The sequence below is a fragment of the Actinomyces sp. 2119 genome (assembly GCF_003591215.1).
GTDB lineage: Bacteria > Actinomycetota > Actinomycetes > Actinomycetales > Actinomycetaceae > Actinomyces > Actinomyces lilanjuaniae.
On record NZ_QYRR01000006.1, the window covers coordinates 129,765 to 149,088 of the forward strand.

The 19,324-nt window shown below is 68.9% G+C and carries 17 protein-coding genes; 5 read left to right on the forward strand and 12 right to left on the reverse strand.

Annotated elements, in window-relative coordinates:
* Positions 1-303 precede the first annotated feature (303 nt).
* Complete coding sequence (locus D4740_RS12745; RefSeq protein ID WP_147392885.1) at positions 304-564, forward strand: hypothetical protein; 261 nt, start codon at positions 304-306, stop codon at positions 562-564.
* A gap of 77 nt (positions 565-641) precedes the next feature.
* Here the strand turns inward: D4740_RS12745 and D4740_RS08665 are convergent, their stop codons facing one another.
* The 3 genes from D4740_RS08665 to D4740_RS08675 all read right to left on the reverse strand — a co-directional run bounded on the left by D4740_RS08665 (position 642) and on the right by D4740_RS08675 (position 3,435).
* The gene (locus D4740_RS08665; protein ID WP_119836539.1) at positions 642-1,832 is read right to left on the reverse strand and encodes a zinc-binding dehydrogenase; all 1,191 of its coding nucleotides are present in this window, start codon (positions 1,830-1,832) and stop codon (positions 642-644) included.
* A gap of 263 nt (positions 1,833-2,095) precedes the next feature.
* Positions 2,096-2,746 (reverse strand): MBL fold metallo-hydrolase, encoded by a 651-nt coding sequence (locus D4740_RS08670; RefSeq protein WP_162933913.1) that lies wholly within the window; start codon positions 2,744-2,746, stop codon positions 2,096-2,098.
* Complete coding sequence (locus D4740_RS08675; protein ID WP_119836541.1) at positions 2,743-3,435, reverse strand: DsbA family oxidoreductase; 693 nt, start codon at positions 3,433-3,435, stop codon at positions 2,743-2,745. Before D4740_RS08675 ends, D4740_RS08670 begins: the two co-directional genes overlap by 4 nt.
* A gap of 231 nt (positions 3,436-3,666) precedes the next feature.
* Here D4740_RS08675 and D4740_RS08680 point away from each other — a divergent pair, with 231 nt between their 5' ends.
* Positions 3,667-4,062 (forward strand): helix-turn-helix domain-containing protein, encoded by a 396-nt coding sequence (locus tag D4740_RS08680; RefSeq protein WP_119836542.1) that lies wholly within the window; start codon positions 3,667-3,669, stop codon positions 4,060-4,062.
* On the opposite strand, the gene D4740_RS08685 is transcribed toward D4740_RS08680, so the two are convergent.
* The 9 genes from D4740_RS08685 to iolC form a co-directional block, all read right to left on the reverse strand.
* Positions 4,049-5,518 (reverse strand): MFS transporter, encoded by a 1,470-nt coding sequence (locus D4740_RS08685; RefSeq protein WP_119836543.1) that lies wholly within the window; start codon positions 5,516-5,518, stop codon positions 4,049-4,051. The two genes, D4740_RS08680 and D4740_RS08685, sit on opposite strands and share 14 nt — an antisense overlap.
* 155 nt (positions 5,519-5,673) lie before the next feature.
* Entirely contained in the window at positions 5,674-6,546 is an 873-nt protein-coding gene (locus D4740_RS08690) for a sugar phosphate isomerase/epimerase (protein WP_119836544.1), read from the reverse strand.
* Between the two features lie 74 nt (positions 6,547-6,620).
* On the reverse strand, positions 6,621-7,628 hold the full coding sequence (locus tag D4740_RS08695) for a Gfo/Idh/MocA family protein (protein WP_119836545.1): 1,008 nt from the start codon (positions 7,626-7,628) through the stop codon (positions 6,621-6,623).
* 158 nt (positions 7,629-7,786) lie between these two features.
* Complete coding sequence (locus D4740_RS08700) at positions 7,787-8,725, reverse strand: sugar phosphate isomerase/epimerase (RefSeq protein WP_119836546.1); 939 nt, start codon at positions 8,723-8,725, stop codon at positions 7,787-7,789.
* A gap of 312 nt (positions 8,726-9,037) precedes the next feature.
* A complete protein-coding gene (locus D4740_RS08705) occupies positions 9,038-10,540 on the reverse strand; it encodes a CoA-acylating methylmalonate-semialdehyde dehydrogenase (protein WP_119836547.1) in 1,503 nt (500 codons plus the stop codon).
* 161 nt (positions 10,541-10,701) lie between these two features.
* Positions 10,702-12,609 (reverse strand): 3D-(3,5/4)-trihydroxycyclohexane-1,2-dione acylhydrolase (decyclizing), encoded by a 1,908-nt coding sequence (gene iolD, locus D4740_RS08710; protein ID WP_119836548.1) that lies wholly within the window; start codon positions 12,607-12,609, stop codon positions 10,702-10,704.
* 44 nt (positions 12,610-12,653) lie between these two features.
* Positions 12,654-13,586 (reverse strand): 5-deoxy-glucuronate isomerase, encoded by a 933-nt coding sequence (gene iolB, locus D4740_RS08715; protein WP_119836549.1) that lies wholly within the window; start codon positions 13,584-13,586, stop codon positions 12,654-12,656.
* A 253-nt stretch (positions 13,587-13,839) separates the two neighbouring features.
* Positions 13,840-14,805: a deoxyribose-phosphate aldolase gene (locus D4740_RS08720; RefSeq protein WP_259390761.1), complete on the reverse strand. Its 966-nt coding sequence runs from the start codon at positions 14,803-14,805 to the stop codon at positions 13,840-13,842.
* Between the two features lie 10 nt (positions 14,806-14,815).
* Entirely contained in the window at positions 14,816-15,838 is a 1,023-nt protein-coding gene (gene iolC, locus D4740_RS08725; RefSeq protein ID WP_119836551.1) for a 5-dehydro-2-deoxygluconokinase, read from the reverse strand.
* Between the two features lie 292 nt (positions 15,839-16,130).
* Between iolC and D4740_RS08730 the strand changes: the two genes are divergently transcribed.
* The 3 genes from D4740_RS08730 (at position 16,131) to iolG (ending at position 19,310) form a co-directional block, all read left to right on the forward strand.
* Positions 16,131-16,892, forward strand: a complete 762-nt coding sequence (locus D4740_RS08730) for a GntR family transcriptional regulator (RefSeq protein ID WP_119836681.1) — start codon at positions 16,131-16,133, stop codon at positions 16,890-16,892.
* A gap of 239 nt (positions 16,893-17,131) precedes the next feature.
* Complete coding sequence (locus D4740_RS08735; protein ID WP_119836552.1) at positions 17,132-18,208, forward strand: transaldolase family protein; 1,077 nt, start codon at positions 17,132-17,134, stop codon at positions 18,206-18,208.
* 112 nt (positions 18,209-18,320) lie between these two features.
* Complete coding sequence (gene iolG, locus D4740_RS08740; RefSeq protein WP_119836553.1) at positions 18,321-19,310, forward strand: inositol 2-dehydrogenase; 990 nt, start codon at positions 18,321-18,323, stop codon at positions 19,308-19,310.
* Positions 19,311-19,324: the final 14 nt, after the last annotated feature.

Genomic DNA, 19,324 nt, shown 5'->3' on the forward strand with positions numbered 1-19,324 from the left:
CCCCGACGCTCCCACGCTTCGTCACAGGCGTGCGTCCCACACCTCGGCGACGCAACGCACCTCACCCTCGTTTGTCTGGACATACGGGGACGCAGGTCCGTAGTGTTCCTTCCGGCGCAAGCCACTCAGCCGGTCCGGGCTACATGCCTGGCCTGGACCGACCAGCCGGGCTACCGGCTGCACAGGGTCGTGCAGGGACGCACGACCCACAAGGTCAGGTGGACCTGCACGGCACCCCTCAAGACGCCCCGGACCACAAGGTCATCACAGGCCCGGAGCACCAACCACGGAGAGGAAACCACCATGACCGCTACTGTCGAGACCACCACTGCCACGACCGCTTCGGAGCGCGTGAGCACGCAGGCGCAGCAGGAGACCCGGCACGCCGAGCTGGACCGCACCACCTTCCTGGTGGCCATGGTCGCCGTCATGCTGGGTATCGCCACCATGGCCGTCATCGGCGCCGTGACCGGCGTGCCCGCAGTCATGTTCGCTGCCGCCCTGCTGGGTGTCGTGGCTGCTGGATCCTGCGTCTACACCGGTATCAGCACCCTGTCCCGCTGAGGCGCCTGATCAGCCTCATGTGAGGCTGCGCGGCCGACGAAGCCCGCGCAGCCAGCGCTGCGGGCCCGCCAGACCCGCTACAAGGACATGTCGACCACGGCGCGCCCCTGGACCTCCCGGTTGTGGAGCGCCTCGTAGCCAGCCCCCACCTGCTCCAGCGGGAAGCGGCGGGAGACCACGTCCTTGTAGTTGATGACCCCTCTGGCAGCCAGGTCCACCACTGCAGGCAGGTCCTGACGGGTCCGCGCCCCGTAGGAGCCCAGGATCGACTGGGAGCGGCGCACGGTCCGGTTGATCTCCACCTCGGCGGTCTGGACCCCTGCTCCCAGGCCAATCGGAACCATGCGGCCGCCGTCGGCCAGCACGTCCAGGGCGGTGGTCCACGTCGCCGGAATTCCTAGAGCCTCGAAGGACACGTCCACACCCTTGCCCCTGGTGAGACGAAGCACCTCCTCGCGGGCGTCCTGGGTGACGGAGTTGACCACGGCGGTGGCCCCGTAGCCAGGCATGGGGGCGAGCTTGTCGTCAGAGACGTCGATAGCGATCACCTGGCTGGCACCGAAGGCCCGGGCTACCTGGACGATGTTGGTGCCCACGCCGCCGGTGGCCACGACGGCCACGGTCTCCCCGTAACGCAGGTCCGCGCCACGACGCACCGCACCGTAGGCGGTCAGCGCCGCGCAGCCAAGGATAGCCGCCGGGACCATGTCAATGTCCGCAGGCACAGGCGCCACCGACGTGGCGGGGATGACGCAGTACTGGGCCAGACCACCCATGGAGTACATGGACACCGGCTCGCCGTCGAGTGCGGCCAGCCGGGTGGTGCCGTCATAGAGAACGCCCTTGAGGCGGTTGAGCTCAAAGAAGGGGCCGCACAGCTCGTCACGGCCAGAGGCACAGGCCTCGCACTGGCCACAGGGCATGAGGAAGCCGCCCGCGACCTGCTGGCCGACCTCCAGCCCGGTGTGCTCGGCGCCCGGACCCATCTCGACAATCGTCCCGGAGACCTCGTGCCCAAGGACCGCGGGCAGCGGGAAGGAGATCGCACCCCCCATGACGTGGAGGTCGGAGTGGCACAGCCCACAGGCCGCGACCCTGACAAGGACCTCGCCCGCCCTCGGGCGAGGAGTCCGCAGCGTCTCGACCTGTAGGCCCTTGCCGGCCTCGCGCAGAACCGCAGCCTGCATCGTGTCGGGGACCGCGCCTGGAGCGGCCCCCAGAGTGGTGCCGGGCGCCTGGACGGCGTCGTTGCTCGTCGTGGTGGTCATTGCTGGTTACCTCTCAGTAAGTGAGCGCTCGAGGCGGCGAGCTGGCCACGGAGCCCCAGGCCCCGCCGGAGGGCCCAGGTGCCAGGTAGTCAGGGGCAGCAAGCGCCTTGAACTGTGTGCCGTATGCCGTCACGCAGCCGCGTCGCACCCGTCAGCCGTCCCGGCTCCCGCCATCACCTAGCCTACGATGTTTGTCCTGACAAACACCAGGGCGCAGGTCCCAGGCGGTCCTGGCTGGAGCCTCGCTCACCGTCGCCCCGGCATCACCCCAGGCCCAGGGCCCGCCGCAGTCGGGCCACCGTGGTAGGAGCCGAGTGGCCTGACAGCAGCACCGTCTGGCCAGGCAGCCCCAGGAGCCTGGTCTCCAGGCTCTCCCGCAGCCTGCGCGCATCGCCTGTGGGGAAGATGGTCAGCCCGGGACCCCCCTCGTAGACCGTGTCACCCACGAGCACCACCCCAGCCTGCTCGCAGTAGAAGGCGCAGGAGTCGTCGGTGTGCCCGGGCACGTGCAGGACCTCCAGCTCCACGCCGGGCGCCGCACCCGGGGCCGCTGCCAGCGCGACGTGCTCCCCGTCGTCAAACGTCCCGACGTCGCGCACACGCACATCCAGCCCGTGCCGGGCAGAGAGGTTGAGGTAGGTGTCAGCCAGGTACCTCTGGGACTCCACGTGGGCCACAGCGGGCACGCCCAGCGCGTCGCGCAGCTCCTCCACCGCGCCGACATGGTCAAAGTGGCCGTGAGTGAGCGCGATGACCTCCACGGTCCACCCGTGCTCAGCCACGGCTGCCAGGAACAGCTGCGCCTGCGCGCCAGGGTCGACCAGGACGGCGCGGCCGGTCTCCTCCTCCACCACAAAGTACCCGTAGGTAGCGAACACGCCCTGCGCCCGCAGCGGGTGGACGCTCACGCTCACGGCAGCGCGCACCCCTGGGGCCCGCAGGCACCGCCGACGGAGTCGTCCTGCCTGCCCAGGGTCTCGGCGCTGGCCTGGTAAAGCACGCGCGCCATCTCCTCGGTGGGCCGACTGCCAGTGATGACGTAGGTGTCGTCCACCACGAAGTACGGCACGGCACTGACACCCATCTCGTGGGCCTCGCGCTCGTCGGCGCGCACGGCGTCGGCGTAGTCCCTGCCCGCCAGCACCCGCTCTACCTCCCGGGAGGGCAGACCAGCCTCCGCTGCCAGGCGCCGCAGGACGTCGTGGTCGGCCATGACCTCGTTGTCGACGAAGTACGCGTGGAAGCACAGCTCCTCAAATCCCGTGACGCCCAGGTCGTGGGCGAGCTTGGTCAGCCTGTGGGCGTCGAGCATGTTGGTGTTAAGCGTCGTGGCGTAGTTGAAGTCGATTCCCTCGGCGCGCCCCAGGCGGCTGATCGCCTCGACGCGCTGACGGGCCGCCTTGGTGGTGAGGTGGTACTTCCGGGCAAACCTGTCCACCGTGGCGCCCTGGACCTCGTAGGGGGCGTCAGGGTAGAGCTCAAAGGACTTCATCTCGAACTCGACCTCGTCGGCCAGCCCGAGGCCGTCAATCGCCCTGCCCAGGCGCGTCCTGCCAATGTAGCAGTACGGGCAGGCGTAGTCGGACCAGTAGGTCACCTTCATGTGCTTCCTCCTCGTAGTAGCTCTGCTGCCGGTGGAGTTCCTGCGCTCGGCCGCGTGTACGGGCTGTGCCAGCCGAGCGCAGGTCGTGTGCCGTCGGCCCTCACGGGACCGCGCGTGCGGCCACCGGCCTCAGACTTGCTCATGTCCTGCGGCATGACTACCGTAGCGAGCGCGGCCACGACTTCCTAGTACTGTCTTTTTCTGCAGTACCCACGACGAGAGGTAGCGTCAATGCCAGAGGCCCCCAAGATCACGTGGTGCCCTGCAATCACGTCCCTTCAAAAGGTTATCGGCGGGAAGTGGAAGATTGAGATCCTCTTCTACGTCGCCCTGGCGGACGTCAGGCACTTTGGACAGCTACGGCGCTGCCTGCACGGCATATCGGACTCCACGCTGTTCAAGCAGCTAAAAGAGCTGGTCGAGGACGACTTTCTTGAGCGTATCGACCACGGCGAGGTCCCACCCAGGGTGGAGTACCGCCTGACCCGTCGTGGAGAGAGCTTCCGGCCGCTCGTCCAGACCATGTGGGACTGGAGCGAGAAAGAGTTCAAGTTCTCCCAGGAGGAGGCGGAGCAGATGCGCCAGGCACGCGAGACCCTGGGAGTCCCACAGGTCAGGCAGCCCTGAGCGCGCGCGGCATCCGGACCAGCACCACCGCCAGCGCGACCACGGTCAGGGTGAACAGCACCCAGCCCAGCACGTCCAGGCCCCAGCGCTGGTAGACCATCAGCGGGGCGACAATCGCCCCGGCGCGGGCCAGGGACTGTCCCACCGCCACCAGCCGACGCTGGGTATCCACCAGCCACGGCGGAATCCGCGGATCTACTGCACCCTGGCATGCGGGCAGCACCAGGACGTACTGGCCGCCCACCAAAGCGACGAGGCAGGCGGCGACGGTCCCGGCCAGCGCCCCTCCTGACAGGTCCGCGCCTGACGGCCCCCCGCCACCAGCGCTAGTGGTGGTCACCAGCACCGTGGCAGCCACCACCGCGACCACGCTGCCCAGCACCACCCGCAGGAAGCGTCGCTGCTCCAGGGTCTCCACCCGCCCCAGGAGCAGCGCCAGGACGCTCATCGCGCTCCAGCCCACGCAGGCGGCCACGACCGTGATCGTGCCTCCCCCCAGGTGGCCCGCCACCGTCGGCGCCAGGACGAGCGCGGCGGCACCCAGGGGCGCCTCCTGCGCCACCACGAGCACCACGCTAGTCACGGTGGCCTGGCGAATCTGGGGAATCCTGAGGTCGGCGGCGGTCAGCCGCTGCTGCTCGCGGGCCATGCCTGCCTCGTGGCGGGCCCAGTCGACGGCGACAGCGGCCTCCAGGTTGCCGTGCAGGCGCCGCAGTGCCTCGAAAGCCCGGACGTCCCGGCCCCGGCCCGCCAGCCAGACCGGGCTCTCGGGCAGGCTCAGAGCCATCCCTAGGTGCACGCAACTCAGCACGAGGACACCCAGCCACGCTGCGCGCACCGGTTCCTGCTGCCACCGCGCCCCCAGTACGGCCCCCACCACGTCCAGCGCGGCACCCGCCGGGACGAGTGCCATTGCCTGAGGCATGAGGCGCCTGTGACCGGGAAGAGACAGCTCGTGGCAGACCTGAGGAACCACCAGGAGAAGGAGACCCGCCCCGGTCCCCGCAAGAGCAGGTCCGACCAGTCCGGCTGCCGTGGCACCGGCAGAACCAGCACCGACGGCGCCCGCGCCGCAAGGCAGGACCGCTGCCAGCGCTGCCCCAGTCACGACCAGGGCGCCAGCCCCCGCACCAGCCATTCTCCTTCCGAGCAGGCGGCTCAACAGTGGACCGCACAGCGCACCCGCCACGGTAGCGGCGCACAGGACCAGGGCAACGGGCACAGCTGCTGCCAGCCCGCCCACACCACCCAGCCCCCCTGCTCCACCGACCCCGCCCGGCCCCTCCCCCGTCGCACCGCCCAGACCGGCCCCGGGGCCGCAGCCTGCGCGAGCGGCAGCACGGCCAGCACCTGCGACAGCAACCGCGAGCGCTCCCTCCAGGGAGCCCAGGAGCGCACCTGCCACCCACGTGTACAGGCGCAGCCGCAAGGGGCTGCGCGGCGCGGGCGAGGTCATGACCGGCTCACCGTGTACGTCATAAGCGGCAGGATACGGTCTCGACACACCTCCCCTGTCGGGGACAGGCGGTGCCCCGGGAAGAATGAACGGCTGCGGCCTCACGGGCGTCCCGTGAGGCCGCAGCACAGGTCAGGGATCCACCCAGCCGCGTCTCAGGCGCCGAGCTCGTCCTTGAGGCGGGCCAGGACGCGCCGGTTGATGTCGTCGGCGTGCTCGTGCCAGCCGAAGACGCACACGGAGAGCACCCCGTCAAAAGCGATGTCCCTCAGGGTGGAGAACACCGAGTCCCAGTCGACCTCGCCGTTGCCTACCTCGTTGTGCTGGTGCACGGTGACGTCGGCGCCGGGCGGGTTGACGATGTAGCGGTTGCCGTCGTTGGCACGGTGGTTGAAGCCGTCGGCGACGTGGACCTCACGCAGCTTGCCGGCCTCGTGGGCGGTGCGGATCATCCGCTCCACGTCACCGGCACCGTCGGACAGGTGGAAAGCATGCGGGCAGCAGAACTCGTAGCCGATCCAGTCCTTGTTGACAGCACGCACCAGACGCAGGGCCGGGTCGTGCAGCTCAACGAAGTCGTAGGGGTGGGCCTCCATATTGAGGCGGATGCCGTAGCGCTCGAAGTGCGGCGCCAGCTCCTCGATGGAGCGGAACCACTGCTCCTCGCTGCGGCGGGCCTGGTTGCGGTCCCCGGAGAACTCCGAGGTGATCTCACGCACGTCTAGCTGGTCCGCCAGCTCCAGCAGGCGGCGCCAGTTGGAGACCTGGGCAGCGCGCTCCTCCTCCACCGGTGAGGACCAGTTGAAGACCGGGTTAAGGGTGCGCACCCGTACCCCCGTCTCCTTCTGAGCCCTGTTCAGCTCGGCGACAAAGGCGTCGTCAGCGGCCGGGCGGTGGTGCCACAGGTGGAAGTCCGCGTTGGGCGACAGCTCCACGTGCTCAAAGCCCAGCTCGGCCGCCTTGTACAGCGTGCGGACGGTGGGCATGGTGCGGTAGTACATGTTGGGGTCAAGAGCGATATCAACCACAGGTGGTCTCCTCTCCGGTGCGACGGCGTCGGTCGGTAGCGTCGCACCACGCTACGGGCGTCTGTCAGCGCGGCTCAGGCGTAGAAAGCGGGCTTGTCGATGGTGGAGACCGTGACCTCCCGGCCGTCGCTCTCCAGGGACTCCAGGGCGGCGTCCACCACGCAGGTGGCGGCGTAGCCGTCCCAGGAGGTCGACCCGGTGTGCTCGTCACGCTCCACCGCCCGGATCCACTGCTGGACCTCCTGGTTGAAGGCCGTGTGGAAGCGGTCGACGTGACTGCGGCAGATGGGGTTGCGGTTGCCGTGGGAGTCACGGGTGACCGTGGTGTTCTGGTCCCCTAGGCGGATGGTGCCGGCCTCCATGACGAGCTCGCACTCGATGGAGTAGCCGAACTGGATGTTGACGTTGACCTCGTCGTCGATGAGCACGCCGGACTCCGTCCTGGCCACCAGGACCAGCGGGTCCCGCAGGTGGTCGAAGCGGCGGCTGGTGGAGCGCGGTGCGTCCACGCGCACCGAGACGATCTCCTCGTCCAGCAGGTAGCGGCAGGTGTCGATCTCGTGGATAGCGGTGTCGTCGATCATGTTGCGGGTGACGTAGCCCTCGGGCACCGAGGGGTTGCGGTGGCGGCAGTGCACCAGGGTGGCGTAACCGAGCTCCCCGCTGGCCAGGGTGGCGCGCATCTCCTGGTAGCCGGGGTCGAAGCGGCGCATGAAGCCCACCGTGACGAGCTTCTTGCCGACCTTCTGCTCCGCCTCCATGATCGCGATGCAGTCCTGCGGTGTGGTGGCCAGCGGCTTCTCGCACAGGACGTACTTGCCCGCCTCGACGGCGGCGATGACGTCAGGGGCGTGGACCTTGCCGAAGGTCGCCACGAGCACGGCGTCGACGTCAGGGTCGGCGATGAGCTCGGCACCGCTGCCGTAGGCCGTGGCACCCAGAGGCTCGGCGACCTCCTTGGCAGCATCCAGGTTGAGGTCGGCCACGGCGACGACGCGCCCGCCAGCCAGCTCGTTCTCAATGCGCTCGACGTGGGCGCGGCCCATGCCGCCGGCGCCGATCAGTCCGATACGGACAGTCATCAGTGTCTCCTCGTTGAGTAGTGTCAGTCAGTATTTCCATGAAGCGGCTTCTATGACGCAGCCGTGCTGGCACCTGGCCCGCTACGGCTGGTACGGCTCAGCACCGAGACTGGGCTGCCCACAGCCAGTATGAGCCAGCGCAGCAGCCCGCCGGGCGCTCAGGCCAGCCCCAGGCCGCACTCGGCCAGGTAGGTGCGCATGTTGATGGCGTTGGGCTTGGGGAAGGACGGGTCACAGGGGTAGCAGTCCTGCTCGCAGATGCAGTAGATGGGCTTGTCCAGGTCAGCCAGGGCGTCGACGAACTCGTGCATCTCTGGCAGGCCCGCAGGCGGGCACACCGAGGCGCCCTTGGTGACCGCCTCACCGAAGGGCCAGTCCTTCTCGTGGGCCTCCTTGGTGATGGCCTCGTCGAAGGCCTTGATGTGGACGTAGGTGATGCGCTCGGGGTACTTGCGGCACAGCTCGACCGGGTCGCCGCCACCGTAGACCACGTGCCCGGAGTCCAGGCAGAGGTTGACGTACCTGGGGTCGGTGGCGTCAAAGATGCGGGCGATCTCCTCGGGAGTCTCGATGTGGGAGTCCCCGTGGGGGTGGAGAACCATCTTGAGGTCGTACTCGTCCAGGAGCATCTGCCCCAGGGCGTTGGCGTGCTCGACATAGAGCTTCCAGGCGTCGTCGGAGAGCACGCGGTCGTCAGTCCACTCCCAGGTCTTGTCGTCGCGGTAGAGCGGGGGCAGGTGGACGATGTACTCCGCACCCACGGCGGCATGGGTCTCGGCGATGGCCCGGAAGGTACTGAGTGTGGTCTGCCAGGCCTCCTCCTTGTGGAGGATGCCCCAGCCGGTGCCAGCCACGACCCGCATGCCGTAGTCGTCGCACCACTTCTGGAGCTCCTTGGGGTCGGTGGGGAAGTAGCCGTAGGGGCCGGTCTCGATCACCTCGAAGCCAGCCTCTGCCATCTCCTCCCAGGCCTGGCGGGGGTCCATCTGCTTGGGGTCGTCGGGGAACCAGACGCCCCACTGGTCCGGGCACACGCCGATGGTCAGCTTGGAGTACTTGGGGTTGGTGGTGTTGACGGCCTTGGACGTCTTGGACATCTTTGTCTCTCCTCAGTCACGGTGTCGACCGAATCGTTTCGGACGCATGATCGAGGCTACCTCACTCACGCCCAGAAGTCCAGAGATTTGTCAGGACATGCCTGTCGGAACGCGTACCGCCCGACCCGGCCGCCAGACACCCCGTCACCTTCAGCCCGGCCTTCCGGCGATGGCCGCCAGGCGGCCAGACGTAGCGAATCCTCACAACGTAGTGACGTGCAGGTACGTTGTGAGGATTCGCTACATTCTGAGAACACGGCCCGTCCCGGTGAGCCCCAGGCAGGCCAGCGCAGTATCAGTGCGGTGCCAGTGTCAGCCGTTGGTCGGGAAGTTCATCCCCACGTAGCCGACCTTCTCGCCGCGGCGCGCCCACCGGGAGGTGACCACCTTGCCCCGGGTGTAGAAGCGCACACCCTCTGGGCCGTGGATGTGGTGGTCGCCCAGGAGCGACTCCTTCCACCCGCCGAAGGAGTAGTAGGCCACCGGCACTGGGATGGGCACGTTGACCCCGACCATGCCAGCCTCCACGTCAACCACGAACTGACGCGCAGCGTCCCCGTCAGAGGTGAAGATGGCCGCGCCGTTGCCGAACTCCGAGGAGTTGACCAGCTCGATGGCCTCCTCGTAGGTCTCGGCCCGCACCACCACGAGCACCGGGCCGAAGGTCTCCTCACAGTAGAGGGACTGCTCGGTGGGCACCCTGTCCACGATCGTGGGGCCCAGCCAGAAGCCGTCCTGGTAGTCCTCACCCTCGGGACGGTAGCCGCGCCCGTCGAGCACCACGTCAGCGCCGCCCTCCTCGGCCCGGGCGATCCAGCCCTCGATACGCTGCAGGTCCTTGCGGGTGATGACCGGCCCCATCTCGGAGGCCTTGTCCGTGCCCGGCCCGGTGACGATCGCCTGGGCACGCTCCTTGACCAGCGGGATCAGGCGCTCAGCGGCGTCACCCACGGCCACGACCACCGGCAGGGCCATGCAGCGCTGCCCCGCCGCCCCGAAGGCACCGGCGGAGACGTGCTGGGCGGCGAACTCCATGTTGGCGTCAGGCATGACGATGGCGTGGTTGTTCGCCCCGCCCAGGGCCTGGACGCGCTTGCCGTGGGACACGCCCGTGTCCTGGACGATGTGGGCCACCGGCGAGGAGCCCACGAATGAGATGGCGTCGATGCCGGGGTGCTCCAGCACCCGGGTGACGATGGTGCGGTTGCCCGCCACCACGTTGAACAGGCCGTCAGGCAGGCCCGCCTCCTTGTAGAGCTCGGCAATCTTCAGGGAGGCTGAGGGCACCAGCGAGGCCACCTTGAGGATGAAGGCGTTACCGGTGGCCAGGGCGATGGGGTGCATCCACATGGGCACCATGACGGGGAAGTTGAACGGGCAGATCCCCGCGACGACCCCCACCGGCTGGCGCAGGGTGTGGACATCGACCCCGGTGGCCGCCTGGTCGGTGAACTCTCCCTTGAGGGCAGCGTTGATCCCGCAGGCAAAGTCAATGGTCTCCCGGCCGCGGGCGATCTCCCCCAGGGCGTCACCGTGAGTCTTGCCGCCCTCACGCACGATGAGCTCGGCCAGCTCGTCCGCGTGCTGGTTGACCAGCTCGCGCATCCGGAACATGACGTCTACACGCTTGGCCAGGGAGGCGCGCGCCCACTCCTTCTGGGCCTTGCGGGCGACCTCGACCACGTGGTCGAGGTCCTCCTGCGAGGCCAGCACCAGCTCATCAATGACCTCGCCGGTGGCCGGGTTCTCAATCGGCAGCGTCTCAGTTCCCGATCCGGTCCACGGGCCGCCGGAGACCCAGTGCTTGACTGTCATTATCTCTCCTTTGAGTCTTGGGTGACCCCGGGGTCCTCCGGGGCCTGGAGGTGCCCGGGGCCGGGCAGGTCGCCCGACCCCAGGGCGGACGGACATGACACTACGCCCTCTTTGAGGACCTTGGTCCGTCTCACACTTCGTGTCCTATTGTCCGGACAATATCACAGGTAGTGGCGCTGCGGCCTGCGGTCCTGGACGTAGTCCTCATAGGCCTTCTGGGTGGACTCCAAGCGGGAGACCCCCGACACCGGGACGTCCCACCAGGAGGAGCCGGGCGGGTTAGGGCCGTAGAGGTCGGTCTCGATGTGGATCATGCAGGCACGGTCCTCGGCGCGGGCCTGGGCGTAGGCCTGCCTGAACTCCTTGATCGTGGAGACCCGGTAGACCGTGAGCCCCCAGGACTCGGCGTTGGCGGCGATATCCACCCCGACGACCTTCTGCTCGTCCTGAAGGTGGCCACCCTGGCCGCGCTGGCGGTACCTGGTGCCGAAGCGCTGAGAGCCGCGGGACTCCGACAGGGAGCCGATGGAGGCGAAGCCGTAGTTCTGTAGCAGAACGTAGATGACCTTGATGTTCTCCTGGACCACGGTAGCCAGCTCCATGGGCAGCATCTGGTAGGTGCCGTCACCGACGATGGAGACCACCTCGCTCTGGGGCCGGGCGAGCTTGACCCCCAGGGCGGCCGGGACCTCGTAGCCCATGCAGGAGAAGGCGTACTCGACGTGGTACTGGACCGGGGTCCTGGCCTGCCACAGGGCCTGGAGGTCGCCGGGCATGGAGCCGGCGGCGTTGATGACGATGTCCTCCTCTCCCATGAGCTCGTTGAGGGCGCCGAAGACCTCGGTCTGGGCGGGCAAGGGGCCGTGCCCTCGGTGGTAGCACTCCTGGGTACGGGCCAGCCAGCCCTCGCGCTCGGCGGTGACCTCGGCAGAGTAGTCCTCGGACACGCGGTAGCCCTCCAGGGCGGTGGTCAGGGCGGTCAGCGCCTCCCGGGCGTCAGCCACCACCATCTCCGCACTCTGCTTAGCGGCGTCAAAGGCGCGCACGTTGATGTTGACGAAGCGCACCTCCGGGTTCTTGAACTGCGTCTTCGACGCCGTGGTGAAGTCCGAGTACCGCGTGCCGATGCCGATAACCAGGTCAGCCTTGTCGGCGATGTGGTTGCCGGAGTCACCCCCGGTGGATCCCACTCCCCCGATGGCGCAGGGGTGGTCAAAGTTGATGGCGCCCTTGCCCGCCTGGGTGTCGGCCACGGGGATCCCCGTGGCCGAGGCGAAGGCACGCAGCTCCTCACTAGCCTGGGAGTAGATGACGCCGCCCCCGGCGACGACCATGGGACGCCTGGCCGCCTTGATAGCGGCCACGGCGCGCTCCAGGGCGGCCGGCTCGGGGACGGGGCGACGCACGTGCCACACCCGCTTGCGGAACAGCTCGACCGGCCAGTCGTGGGCCTCGGCCTGGACGTCCTGGGGCATGGCGATGACCACGGCGCCGGTCTCGGCGGGGTCGGTGAGGACCCGCATGGCGTTCAACAGGGAGGGGATGAGCTGCTCGGGCCGGTTGACGCGGTCGAAGAACCGCGACACGGGCCGGAAGGCATCGTTGACGGTGAGGTCCAGGGTGGTGGGGTCCTCCAGCTGCTGGAGCACGGGGTCAGGCACCCGGGTGGCGAACTGGTCGGAGGGGAGGAGGAGGACCGGCAGGCGGTTGGTGGTGGCCAGGGCGGCACCGGTGACCATGTTGAGGGAGCCCGGGCCGATGGAGGCCGTGACCATGTAGGTGGACATCCTGTCCCGGGTCTTGGCGAAGGCCGCAGCCGCGTGCACGGCGCCCTGCTCGTTGCGCGGCATGATGTAGGGCATCTCGTCCTCGCCCTCGGCGGGGTCGACCTCGTTCTGCAGCAGTGCCTGGCCGATCCCAGCCACGTTACCGTGGCCGAAGATGCCGAAGGCGCCCTCGATGAGGCGGTGCTCCACGCCGTCGCGCTCGGAGTACTGGTTAGTCAGGAACCGAATGGTCGCCTGGGCCACGGTCAGGCGGACCGTGCCAGCGTAGGCCTCGTTGCTCACGTGTGTCTTCTTCCTGTTCGTTGCTGGTGGTCAGTGAGTGGCTGTCAGTTCATCGGGGTCATGGGCAGACGGGGGTCGACCTCCTGGGTCTGCCAGGTCTGGCGCACCCAGGTGTGGTGGGGGTCGTCGGTCATGAGCCACACCGAGTCCTCCGCCGGGCCGGCCATGACGTTGAGGTAGTACAGGTCGTAGCCGGGGGCGGCCACCGACGGGCCGTGGTAGCCGTAGGGCATGACGACGACGTCGCCGTCACGCACCTCGGTGCACACGTCGATGTCGTGGCCGGGAGAGGGGTAGATCCGCTGGAGGGCGAAGCCCTGGGCGCCGTCTGCCCCCTCACGCACCTGGTAGTAGTAGATCTCCTCCAGGACCCGCTCCACCTCGGTGTGCTCGTCGTGCTTGTGGGGAGGGTAGGAGGACCAGTTCCCTCCAGGGGTCAGCACCTCGCAGGCCAGCAGGTGGGAGGTCTCCACCTCGTTGCCCAGGGCGTAGTTGCTCACCTGGCGGGAGGAGGGGCCTGCGCCTCGCAGTCCGGTACCGACCTCCTCACGGGGACAGTACCGCAGCGGCTTGTCCGTGGTAGCCCGGGCACCTGGCAACGCGATCCGCGCGCCCTGAGCGCTGGTCAGGCGCACGTCGGTACGGCGAGGGACGTAGACGTAGTCGGTGATATCGGTGAACACCGAGTCGCGCCCGGTCACCTCCAGGGTCTGGCCTGCAGCCTCCCCCTCAACCTCCACGGTGCACCCGCCGCTCAGCGGCAGCACCAGGAACTCGTGCTCGCCGCCGGGGACGTCCACGCCCTGCCCCGGCTCCAGGGCCAGGACCCGCAGGGAGGACCACTCCCACCCGGCACGCTCGGCGCTCAGGTCGAGCTCGTAGGCGTCGTGGGCGAGCCCGCCTGCCCTGATGACGTACTGTGACTGGCCTGACCGCTCTGGCTGGTCGGGGTGGGAGTGCTGGGGCTGCTGAGTCATTAGGAGTGTCCTCACGTGTCGTGTCCGGCTGAGAGCTTGAAGAGAGCCTGGGCTCGGTCTACTGGGTACGGCTATCGGATGCAATTATCGGATGCGATATGGACGTGACGTGCGGGCGCGGTGGCCGGGGCAGGTGCTGCCAGGCCCGCCCCGGGGGAACCGGGCGGGACGGCACCAGGCCCAGGAGGCCGGGCACTGCACTGATGGCAGGGGCTAGAGCCCCTGCGGTGGGCGGCACGGCAGGCACGCAGTCTCACAGGAGCGCGACAGCGCCGTCGACGGCGGCCGCGACGTCGTCGCCAGGCGGGTAGAGCAGGGACCGGCCGATGACCAGCCCCCTGACGTTGGGCAGGGCCAGTGCCCGCGCCCACGAGGCCATGGCGGCCTCCGGGTCCCGGGACACCTCCCCTCCCAGGATGAGGCTGGGCAGGGTCGTGGACTCCATGACCCGCTCCATCTCCGTGACGCAGGGCAGCTTGAGCCAGGTGTAGGCGGAGGTCCTCCCCAGGGCCTGGGCGACGCAGACGGAGCGGATCACCGCCTCCGGGCTCAGGTCGTTGACCAGGCGGCCCTCCTGCCAGTGGGAGACAAAGGGCTCCACCATGGCAGTCAGGCCGCGCTCGGCCAGGGAGCTGACCGCACGGGCGCAGGCCTCCAGGAGCGAGGCGCTGGCGGGGTCGGTGTAGCAGATACGGGTGAGCATCTTCCCCCCGTCCAGCCCGGAGGCCTCGATACCAGCGGCGTCGTAGCCGCTAAACCGGTCGTCCACCTCGAAGGAGGCTCCCTGCAGACCCACCCGGTTCATCGACCCCCACACCATCTTGCCGTCCAGGGCGCCCAGGAGCGCCAGGTCCTCCACGACGTCAGGCGTTCCCAGGAAGCCGTTGACCCCCGGCCGGGACAGCGCCTCCACGCAGCGTGCCAGGAGGTCCTCGCGCGAGGCCATGGCCATGGGCTCGGTCCCGGCACCCAACGCGCCACGAGCGGGGTGGTCACAGGCGATCACCATGAGCGAGCGGACCTGCTCCAGGCTGGGCCGGGGGCGGTGTCGCAGGACCTGGGAGACAAGATCAGGTCTGGTGGCACGGACCTCCACAACCGCGTCCGTGAGGGGGGTTCGCGACGTGGAGCCGGGGACCACTGCAGGTGCTCCCGTCCCCAGAGTCGCGCCCGTATCACCTGGTCCGCCTCCCCTGGCTGCGGATGCGCGCTGTTCCATCACCATCACCTCACAGGTCCAGATCAGGGGCACAGACCCCGCGGTTGCGCCGCATCATGTCAAGCAGCTCGGGCTCGGTAGGCATCGCCGTGGAGCACTCCAGGCGGGAGGAGACGATCGCCCCGGCTGTGGAGGCGGCGAAGACCGTCTTCTCCAGCGACCACCCCTCCAGCAGGCCGTGGCAGACGGCACCGCCGAAGGCGTCCCCCGCTCCCAGACCGTTCTTGGTCTCTACCCGCGTCACCGGCATCTCCACCCGCTCGTCACGGGTCCTGGCCAGGGTGCCCTCCAGGCCCTGCTTGACGATCGCGAGCTCGACGCCTGCCTCCAGGAGGGCGTCGGCAGCGCGCTCGGGATCGCGCTCCCCCACAGCGACCTCGCACTCCTCCCGGTTCCCGATAGCCACCGTAACCTTGGGAAGGACCGCCGAGACCTCGCGGTGGGCGGCCTCGCGGCTCTCCCAGAACATCGCACGGTAGTCCAGGTCGATCACCGTCACGGCCTGGCGCCCCCTGGCGTCGCCCCTGGCGTCAAGGGCCGTGTGGTGAGCACGGCGGGAGGGGTCCTTGCTCAGCCCCGTGGCGGAGACCCAGAAGACCGGCGCCTCCCGGACCGCGTGGAGAGGCACGTCCTCCACCTCCAGCTCTAGGTCCGGAGCCGAGGGCTCGCGGTAGAAGTAGAGGGGGAAGCTGTCCGGGGGGAAGATCTCGCAGAAGGTGACGGGGGTGTTGTAGTCGGCCTTGGTGACCACGTAGTCGTCAGACACGCCCAGGCGGCGCATCTCAGCACGGACAAAGCGGCCGAAGGGGTCAGCCCCCACCCCGGTGACCACGGCTGAGTCGTGGCCGTAGCGGGCCGCAGCCACGGCCACGTTGGTGGGACTGCCCCCCAGGAACTTGCCGAAGGACTCCACCTCCTCCAGGCCCACACCCACCTGGAGCGGGTAGATGTCGATCCCGCAGCGCCCGATGGTCAGGACCTCGACCCCAGGTACCTGCCCGGCCGCTCCGGTCGTCGCTGCTTGTGCGGTCATCACGTCCTCTTCCACGTCATCGGGGCGGATCGCCTGTGCCCGGGACGGCCCGGCCACATGACGAAGCCTGCCCCACCCCACCCCCTCAGGTCAAGCATTTGTCAGAACATTTTGGGGGCAGCCTCCCAGGGACGTCACAGGGCGGCGGCAGGCGCTGACACCACCAGACATCCGTGCCCCGCTCATATTCCGTATGCTGGCACCGTCGGCTACCGAGCTGCGCCCAACACGACCGACCGCCACAAGGTGCTCCATGCCTACCACGCCTACCGCACACGCCACGCCCGCCGAGATGCCCGCCGAGCCTCACGCCGACGCCACCTTCGCCCTTGACGTCACCATCGACCGCACAATACGCACCCCCCTGCACGCCCAGATCTCCGAGCCCCTGGCAGCCCTCATCCTCGAGGGCACCCTGCCCCCCGGGACTCGGCTGGAGGACGAGCTGTCCATGGCGCGGCGCCTGCAGGTCTCCCGGCCGACCGCCCGCCAGGCTCTCCAGCACCTGGTAGACCGAGGGCTGCTCACCCGGCGCCGCGGCGTGGGCACCGTCGTCGCCCCGCCCCACGTCCACCGGCCGATGGAGCTGACCAGCCTCCTGGCAGACCTGACGGCAGCCGGGCACACCCCCTCCACCACGCTCCTCGACTACGACGAGCACCCTGCCTCCCCCGAGGAGGCGGACAGGCTGGAGACCCGGGAGGGCCAGCCCGTAGTGACCTTCACACGCATCCGGGCCGCCGACGACGAGCCCGTCGCCATCATGCACAACCTCCTGCCGGCCTCAGTCGCCCCGGCGCGCGAGGACCTGGAGACCGCCGGCCTCTACGAGCTCCTGCGCACCAGCGGGATCGTCCCCACCACGGCCCGACAGGTCATCGGTGCCCGCAACGCCACCACGAAGGAGGCCGACCTCCTCCACGAGCGCAGGCGGGCAGCGCTGCTGACCGCGACCAGGACCACCTACGACCATACCGGCCGGGTCGTCGAGTTTGGCGACCACATCTACAGGGCCTCTCGCTACTCCTTCGAGACCACCCTGTTCACGGGGTGAGGCCCGGGCAGACCGGAGCACCCCCGCACGACAGCACCCTGGCCCCGGGACCCACCCCCTGAGGCCACGGCCCCGAGCCGCCCGAGCCCCGGCGTCCGGAGGTGGCAGAAACCAGCCCGACACCACCTATGTCCGGACAAATCGTTGACAGATTCCCCGTCATCTTCTTCAATAGTGCCATCGGCCCGCGGCCGCAAGGACGCTGACCGCAGACCACCCCGACCAGAGAGCACACACAGATGAGTATCGACTACACCCCCGGACCGCTCCTTGACGCCGTACGCAGCACACCCACAGCGCTGTGGAACGACTCCGCCGACCCTGACGAGCTGCGGCAGTCAATCGCCTTCGGTGGCGTCGGCGCCACCTGCAACCCCACCATCGCCTACACCTGCATCAACCAGCGCAAGGACGTGTGGCTGCCCCGCATCGCCGAGCTCGCCGAGGAGATGCCCGAGGCCACCGAGGCCCAGATCGGCTGGCAGGTGGTTCGCGAGCTGAGCCTGCAGGCCGCCCAGCTGCTGGAGCCGGCCTTCGAGGAGCACAACGGGCGCAACGGGCGCCTGTCCATGCAGACCGACCCCCGCCTGGCACGCAGCGCTACCGCGCTGGCTGACCAGGCCGAGGAGTTCTCCAACCTGGCCAAGAACATCATCGTCAAGATCCCGGCCACCTCAGTGGGCATCAAGGCTATCGAGGAGGCAACCTACCGCGGGGTCTCCGTCAACGTCACCGTGTCCTTCTCCGTCCCTCAGGCCGTGGCTACCGGCGAGGCCATCGAGCGGGGTCTCAGGCGCCGCGAGGCCGAGGGCAAGGACGTCTCCACCATGGGCCCGGTCGTGACCCTCATGGTGGGTCGTCTGGACGACTGGATCAAGATCGTCGCCAAGCGCGACAAGCTGTTCCTTGACCCCGGGCACCTGGAGTGGGCCGGAATCGCCGCCTTCAAGCGGACCTACCAGGAGTTCCGCGAGCGCGGCCTGCGCGCCCGCCCCCTGTCCGCCGCCTTCCGCAACGTCATGCACTGGTCTGAGCTCCTCGGCGGCGACATCGTGATCTCCCCGCCCTTTGCCTGGCAGCAGCTCATCAACGACTCCGGCTACAAGGTCGAGCCCCGCATCGACGTGCCCGTGGCCCCGGAGATCATGAGGACGCTCATGGGCATCCCCGACTTCGTGCGCGCCTACGAGCCCGACGGCATGACACCGGAGGAGTTTGACACCTACGGCGCCACCGTACGCACCCTGCGAGGCTTCCTGCAGGCCGACGCCGACCTGGACTCCCTGGTCCGCGACGTCATCATGCCTCAGCCCTGAGCAGCCCCGCGCCGGGGGCGGCTGCAGCCGCCCCCGCATGTCGCGGGCCCGCCATCCCACGACTTGCAACACTCACAACATTTACACCACAGTCACGACACAAGGAGCAAGGATGCTCAGTATCGCCGTTATCGGCGCCGGCCGTATCGGCCAGGTCCACGCCAGGACCATCGCCTCCCACCCTCAGGCCAGGCTGGCCCTGGTCTGCGACCCCGTGCAGGACGCCGCTGCCACGCTGGCCGGGACCTACGGAGCCCGATCCTGCCAGGACGTGGAGGAGGTCTTTGCCGACCCCCAGGTCGACGCCGTCATCATCGGCTCTCCCACACCCCTGCACATCCCCCACCTCCTAGCCGCCGCCAAGGCCGGCAAGGCCGTGCTGTGCGAGAAGCCCATCGCCCTGGACATGAAGGACGTTGACGCGGCCCGCACCGAGCTGGACGCCGTCACCGTCCCGGTCATGTTCGGGTTCAACCGCCGCTTCGACCCCAGCTTCGCCGCCGCCCGCGCCGCCGTGCAGGAGGGCCGGATCGGAGCCCTGGAGCAGCTGACGATCATCAGCCGTGACCCGGCCGCCCCGCCGGTGGACTACATCAAGGTCTCCGGGGGGATCTTCCGCGACATGACCATCCACGACTTTGACACCGCCCGGTTCTTCCTGGGTGACATCGTCGAGGTCCACGCCGTGGGCCAGCACCTGGACCAGGAGGTCGCGCAGGCGGGGGACTTCGACGCTGCGGTCGTGACCCTCAGGGCCGCCTCCGGAGCCGTAGCCACCATCATCAACAACCGCCACTGCGCCTCCGGCTACGACCAGCGCCTGGAGGCCTCCGGACGTGAGGGCACCCTGTTCGCGGAGAACATCCGCGCCACTACCGTGCGCCTGTCCAACGCGGAGGTGACTGACGCCCAGGAGCCCTACCTGGACTTCTTCCTGGAGCGCTACGCCGACGCCTACCGCCTGGAGCTGTCGGCCTTCATCGAGGCGGTCGAGGCAGGCACGACCCCTCCGACCTCCGTCGCCGACGCCGTGGAGGCCCTGCGCCTGGCCGAGGCTGCCACGGAGTCAGCCACGACCGGGCAGCCGGTACGGCTGGGCTAGCCTGCCCCGTCTCA

Coding starts and splice junctions, on each gene's coding strand:
- D4740_RS08675 (WP_119836541.1), bottom strand. CDS start 3,435: ATGAAGGTGACCTACTGGTCCGACTACGCCTGCCCGTACTGCTACATT.
- D4740_RS08720 (WP_259390761.1), bottom strand. CDS start 14,805: ATGGAACAGCGCGCATCCGCAGCCAGGGGAGGCGGACCAGGTGATACG.
- D4740_RS12745 (WP_147392885.1), top strand. CDS start 304: ATGACCGCTACTGTCGAGACCACCACTGCCACGACCGCTTCGGAGCGC.
- D4740_RS08705 (WP_119836547.1), bottom strand. CDS start 10,540: ATGACAGTCAAGCACTGGGTCTCCGGCGGCCCGTGGACCGGATCGGGA.
- D4740_RS08685 (WP_119836543.1), bottom strand. CDS start 5,518: ATGACCTCGCCCGCGCCGCGCAGCCCCTTGCGGCTGCGCCTGTACACG.
- D4740_RS08735 (WP_119836552.1), top strand. CDS start 17,132: ATGAGTATCGACTACACCCCCGGACCGCTCCTTGACGCCGTACGCAGC.
- iolB (WP_119836549.1), bottom strand. CDS start 13,586: ATGACTCAGCAGCCCCAGCACTCCCACCCCGACCAGCCAGAGCGGTCA.
- D4740_RS08695 (WP_119836545.1), bottom strand. CDS start 7,628: ATGACTGTCCGTATCGGACTGATCGGCGCCGGCGGCATGGGCCGCGCC.
- D4740_RS08665 (WP_119836539.1), bottom strand. CDS start 1,832: ATGACCACCACGACGAGCAACGACGCCGTCCAGGCGCCCGGCACCACT.
- D4740_RS08680 (WP_119836542.1), top strand. CDS start 3,667: ATGCCAGAGGCCCCCAAGATCACGTGGTGCCCTGCAATCACGTCCCTT.
- iolC (WP_119836551.1), bottom strand. CDS start 15,838: ATGACCGCACAAGCAGCGACGACCGGAGCGGCCGGGCAGGTACCTGGG.
- iolG (WP_119836553.1), top strand. CDS start 18,321: ATGCTCAGTATCGCCGTTATCGGCGCCGGCCGTATCGGCCAGGTCCAC.
- D4740_RS08730 (WP_119836681.1), top strand. CDS start 16,131: ATGCCCGCCGAGCCTCACGCCGACGCCACCTTCGCCCTTGACGTCACC.
- D4740_RS08700 (WP_119836546.1), bottom strand. CDS start 8,725: ATGTCCAAGACGTCCAAGGCCGTCAACACCACCAACCCCAAGTACTCC.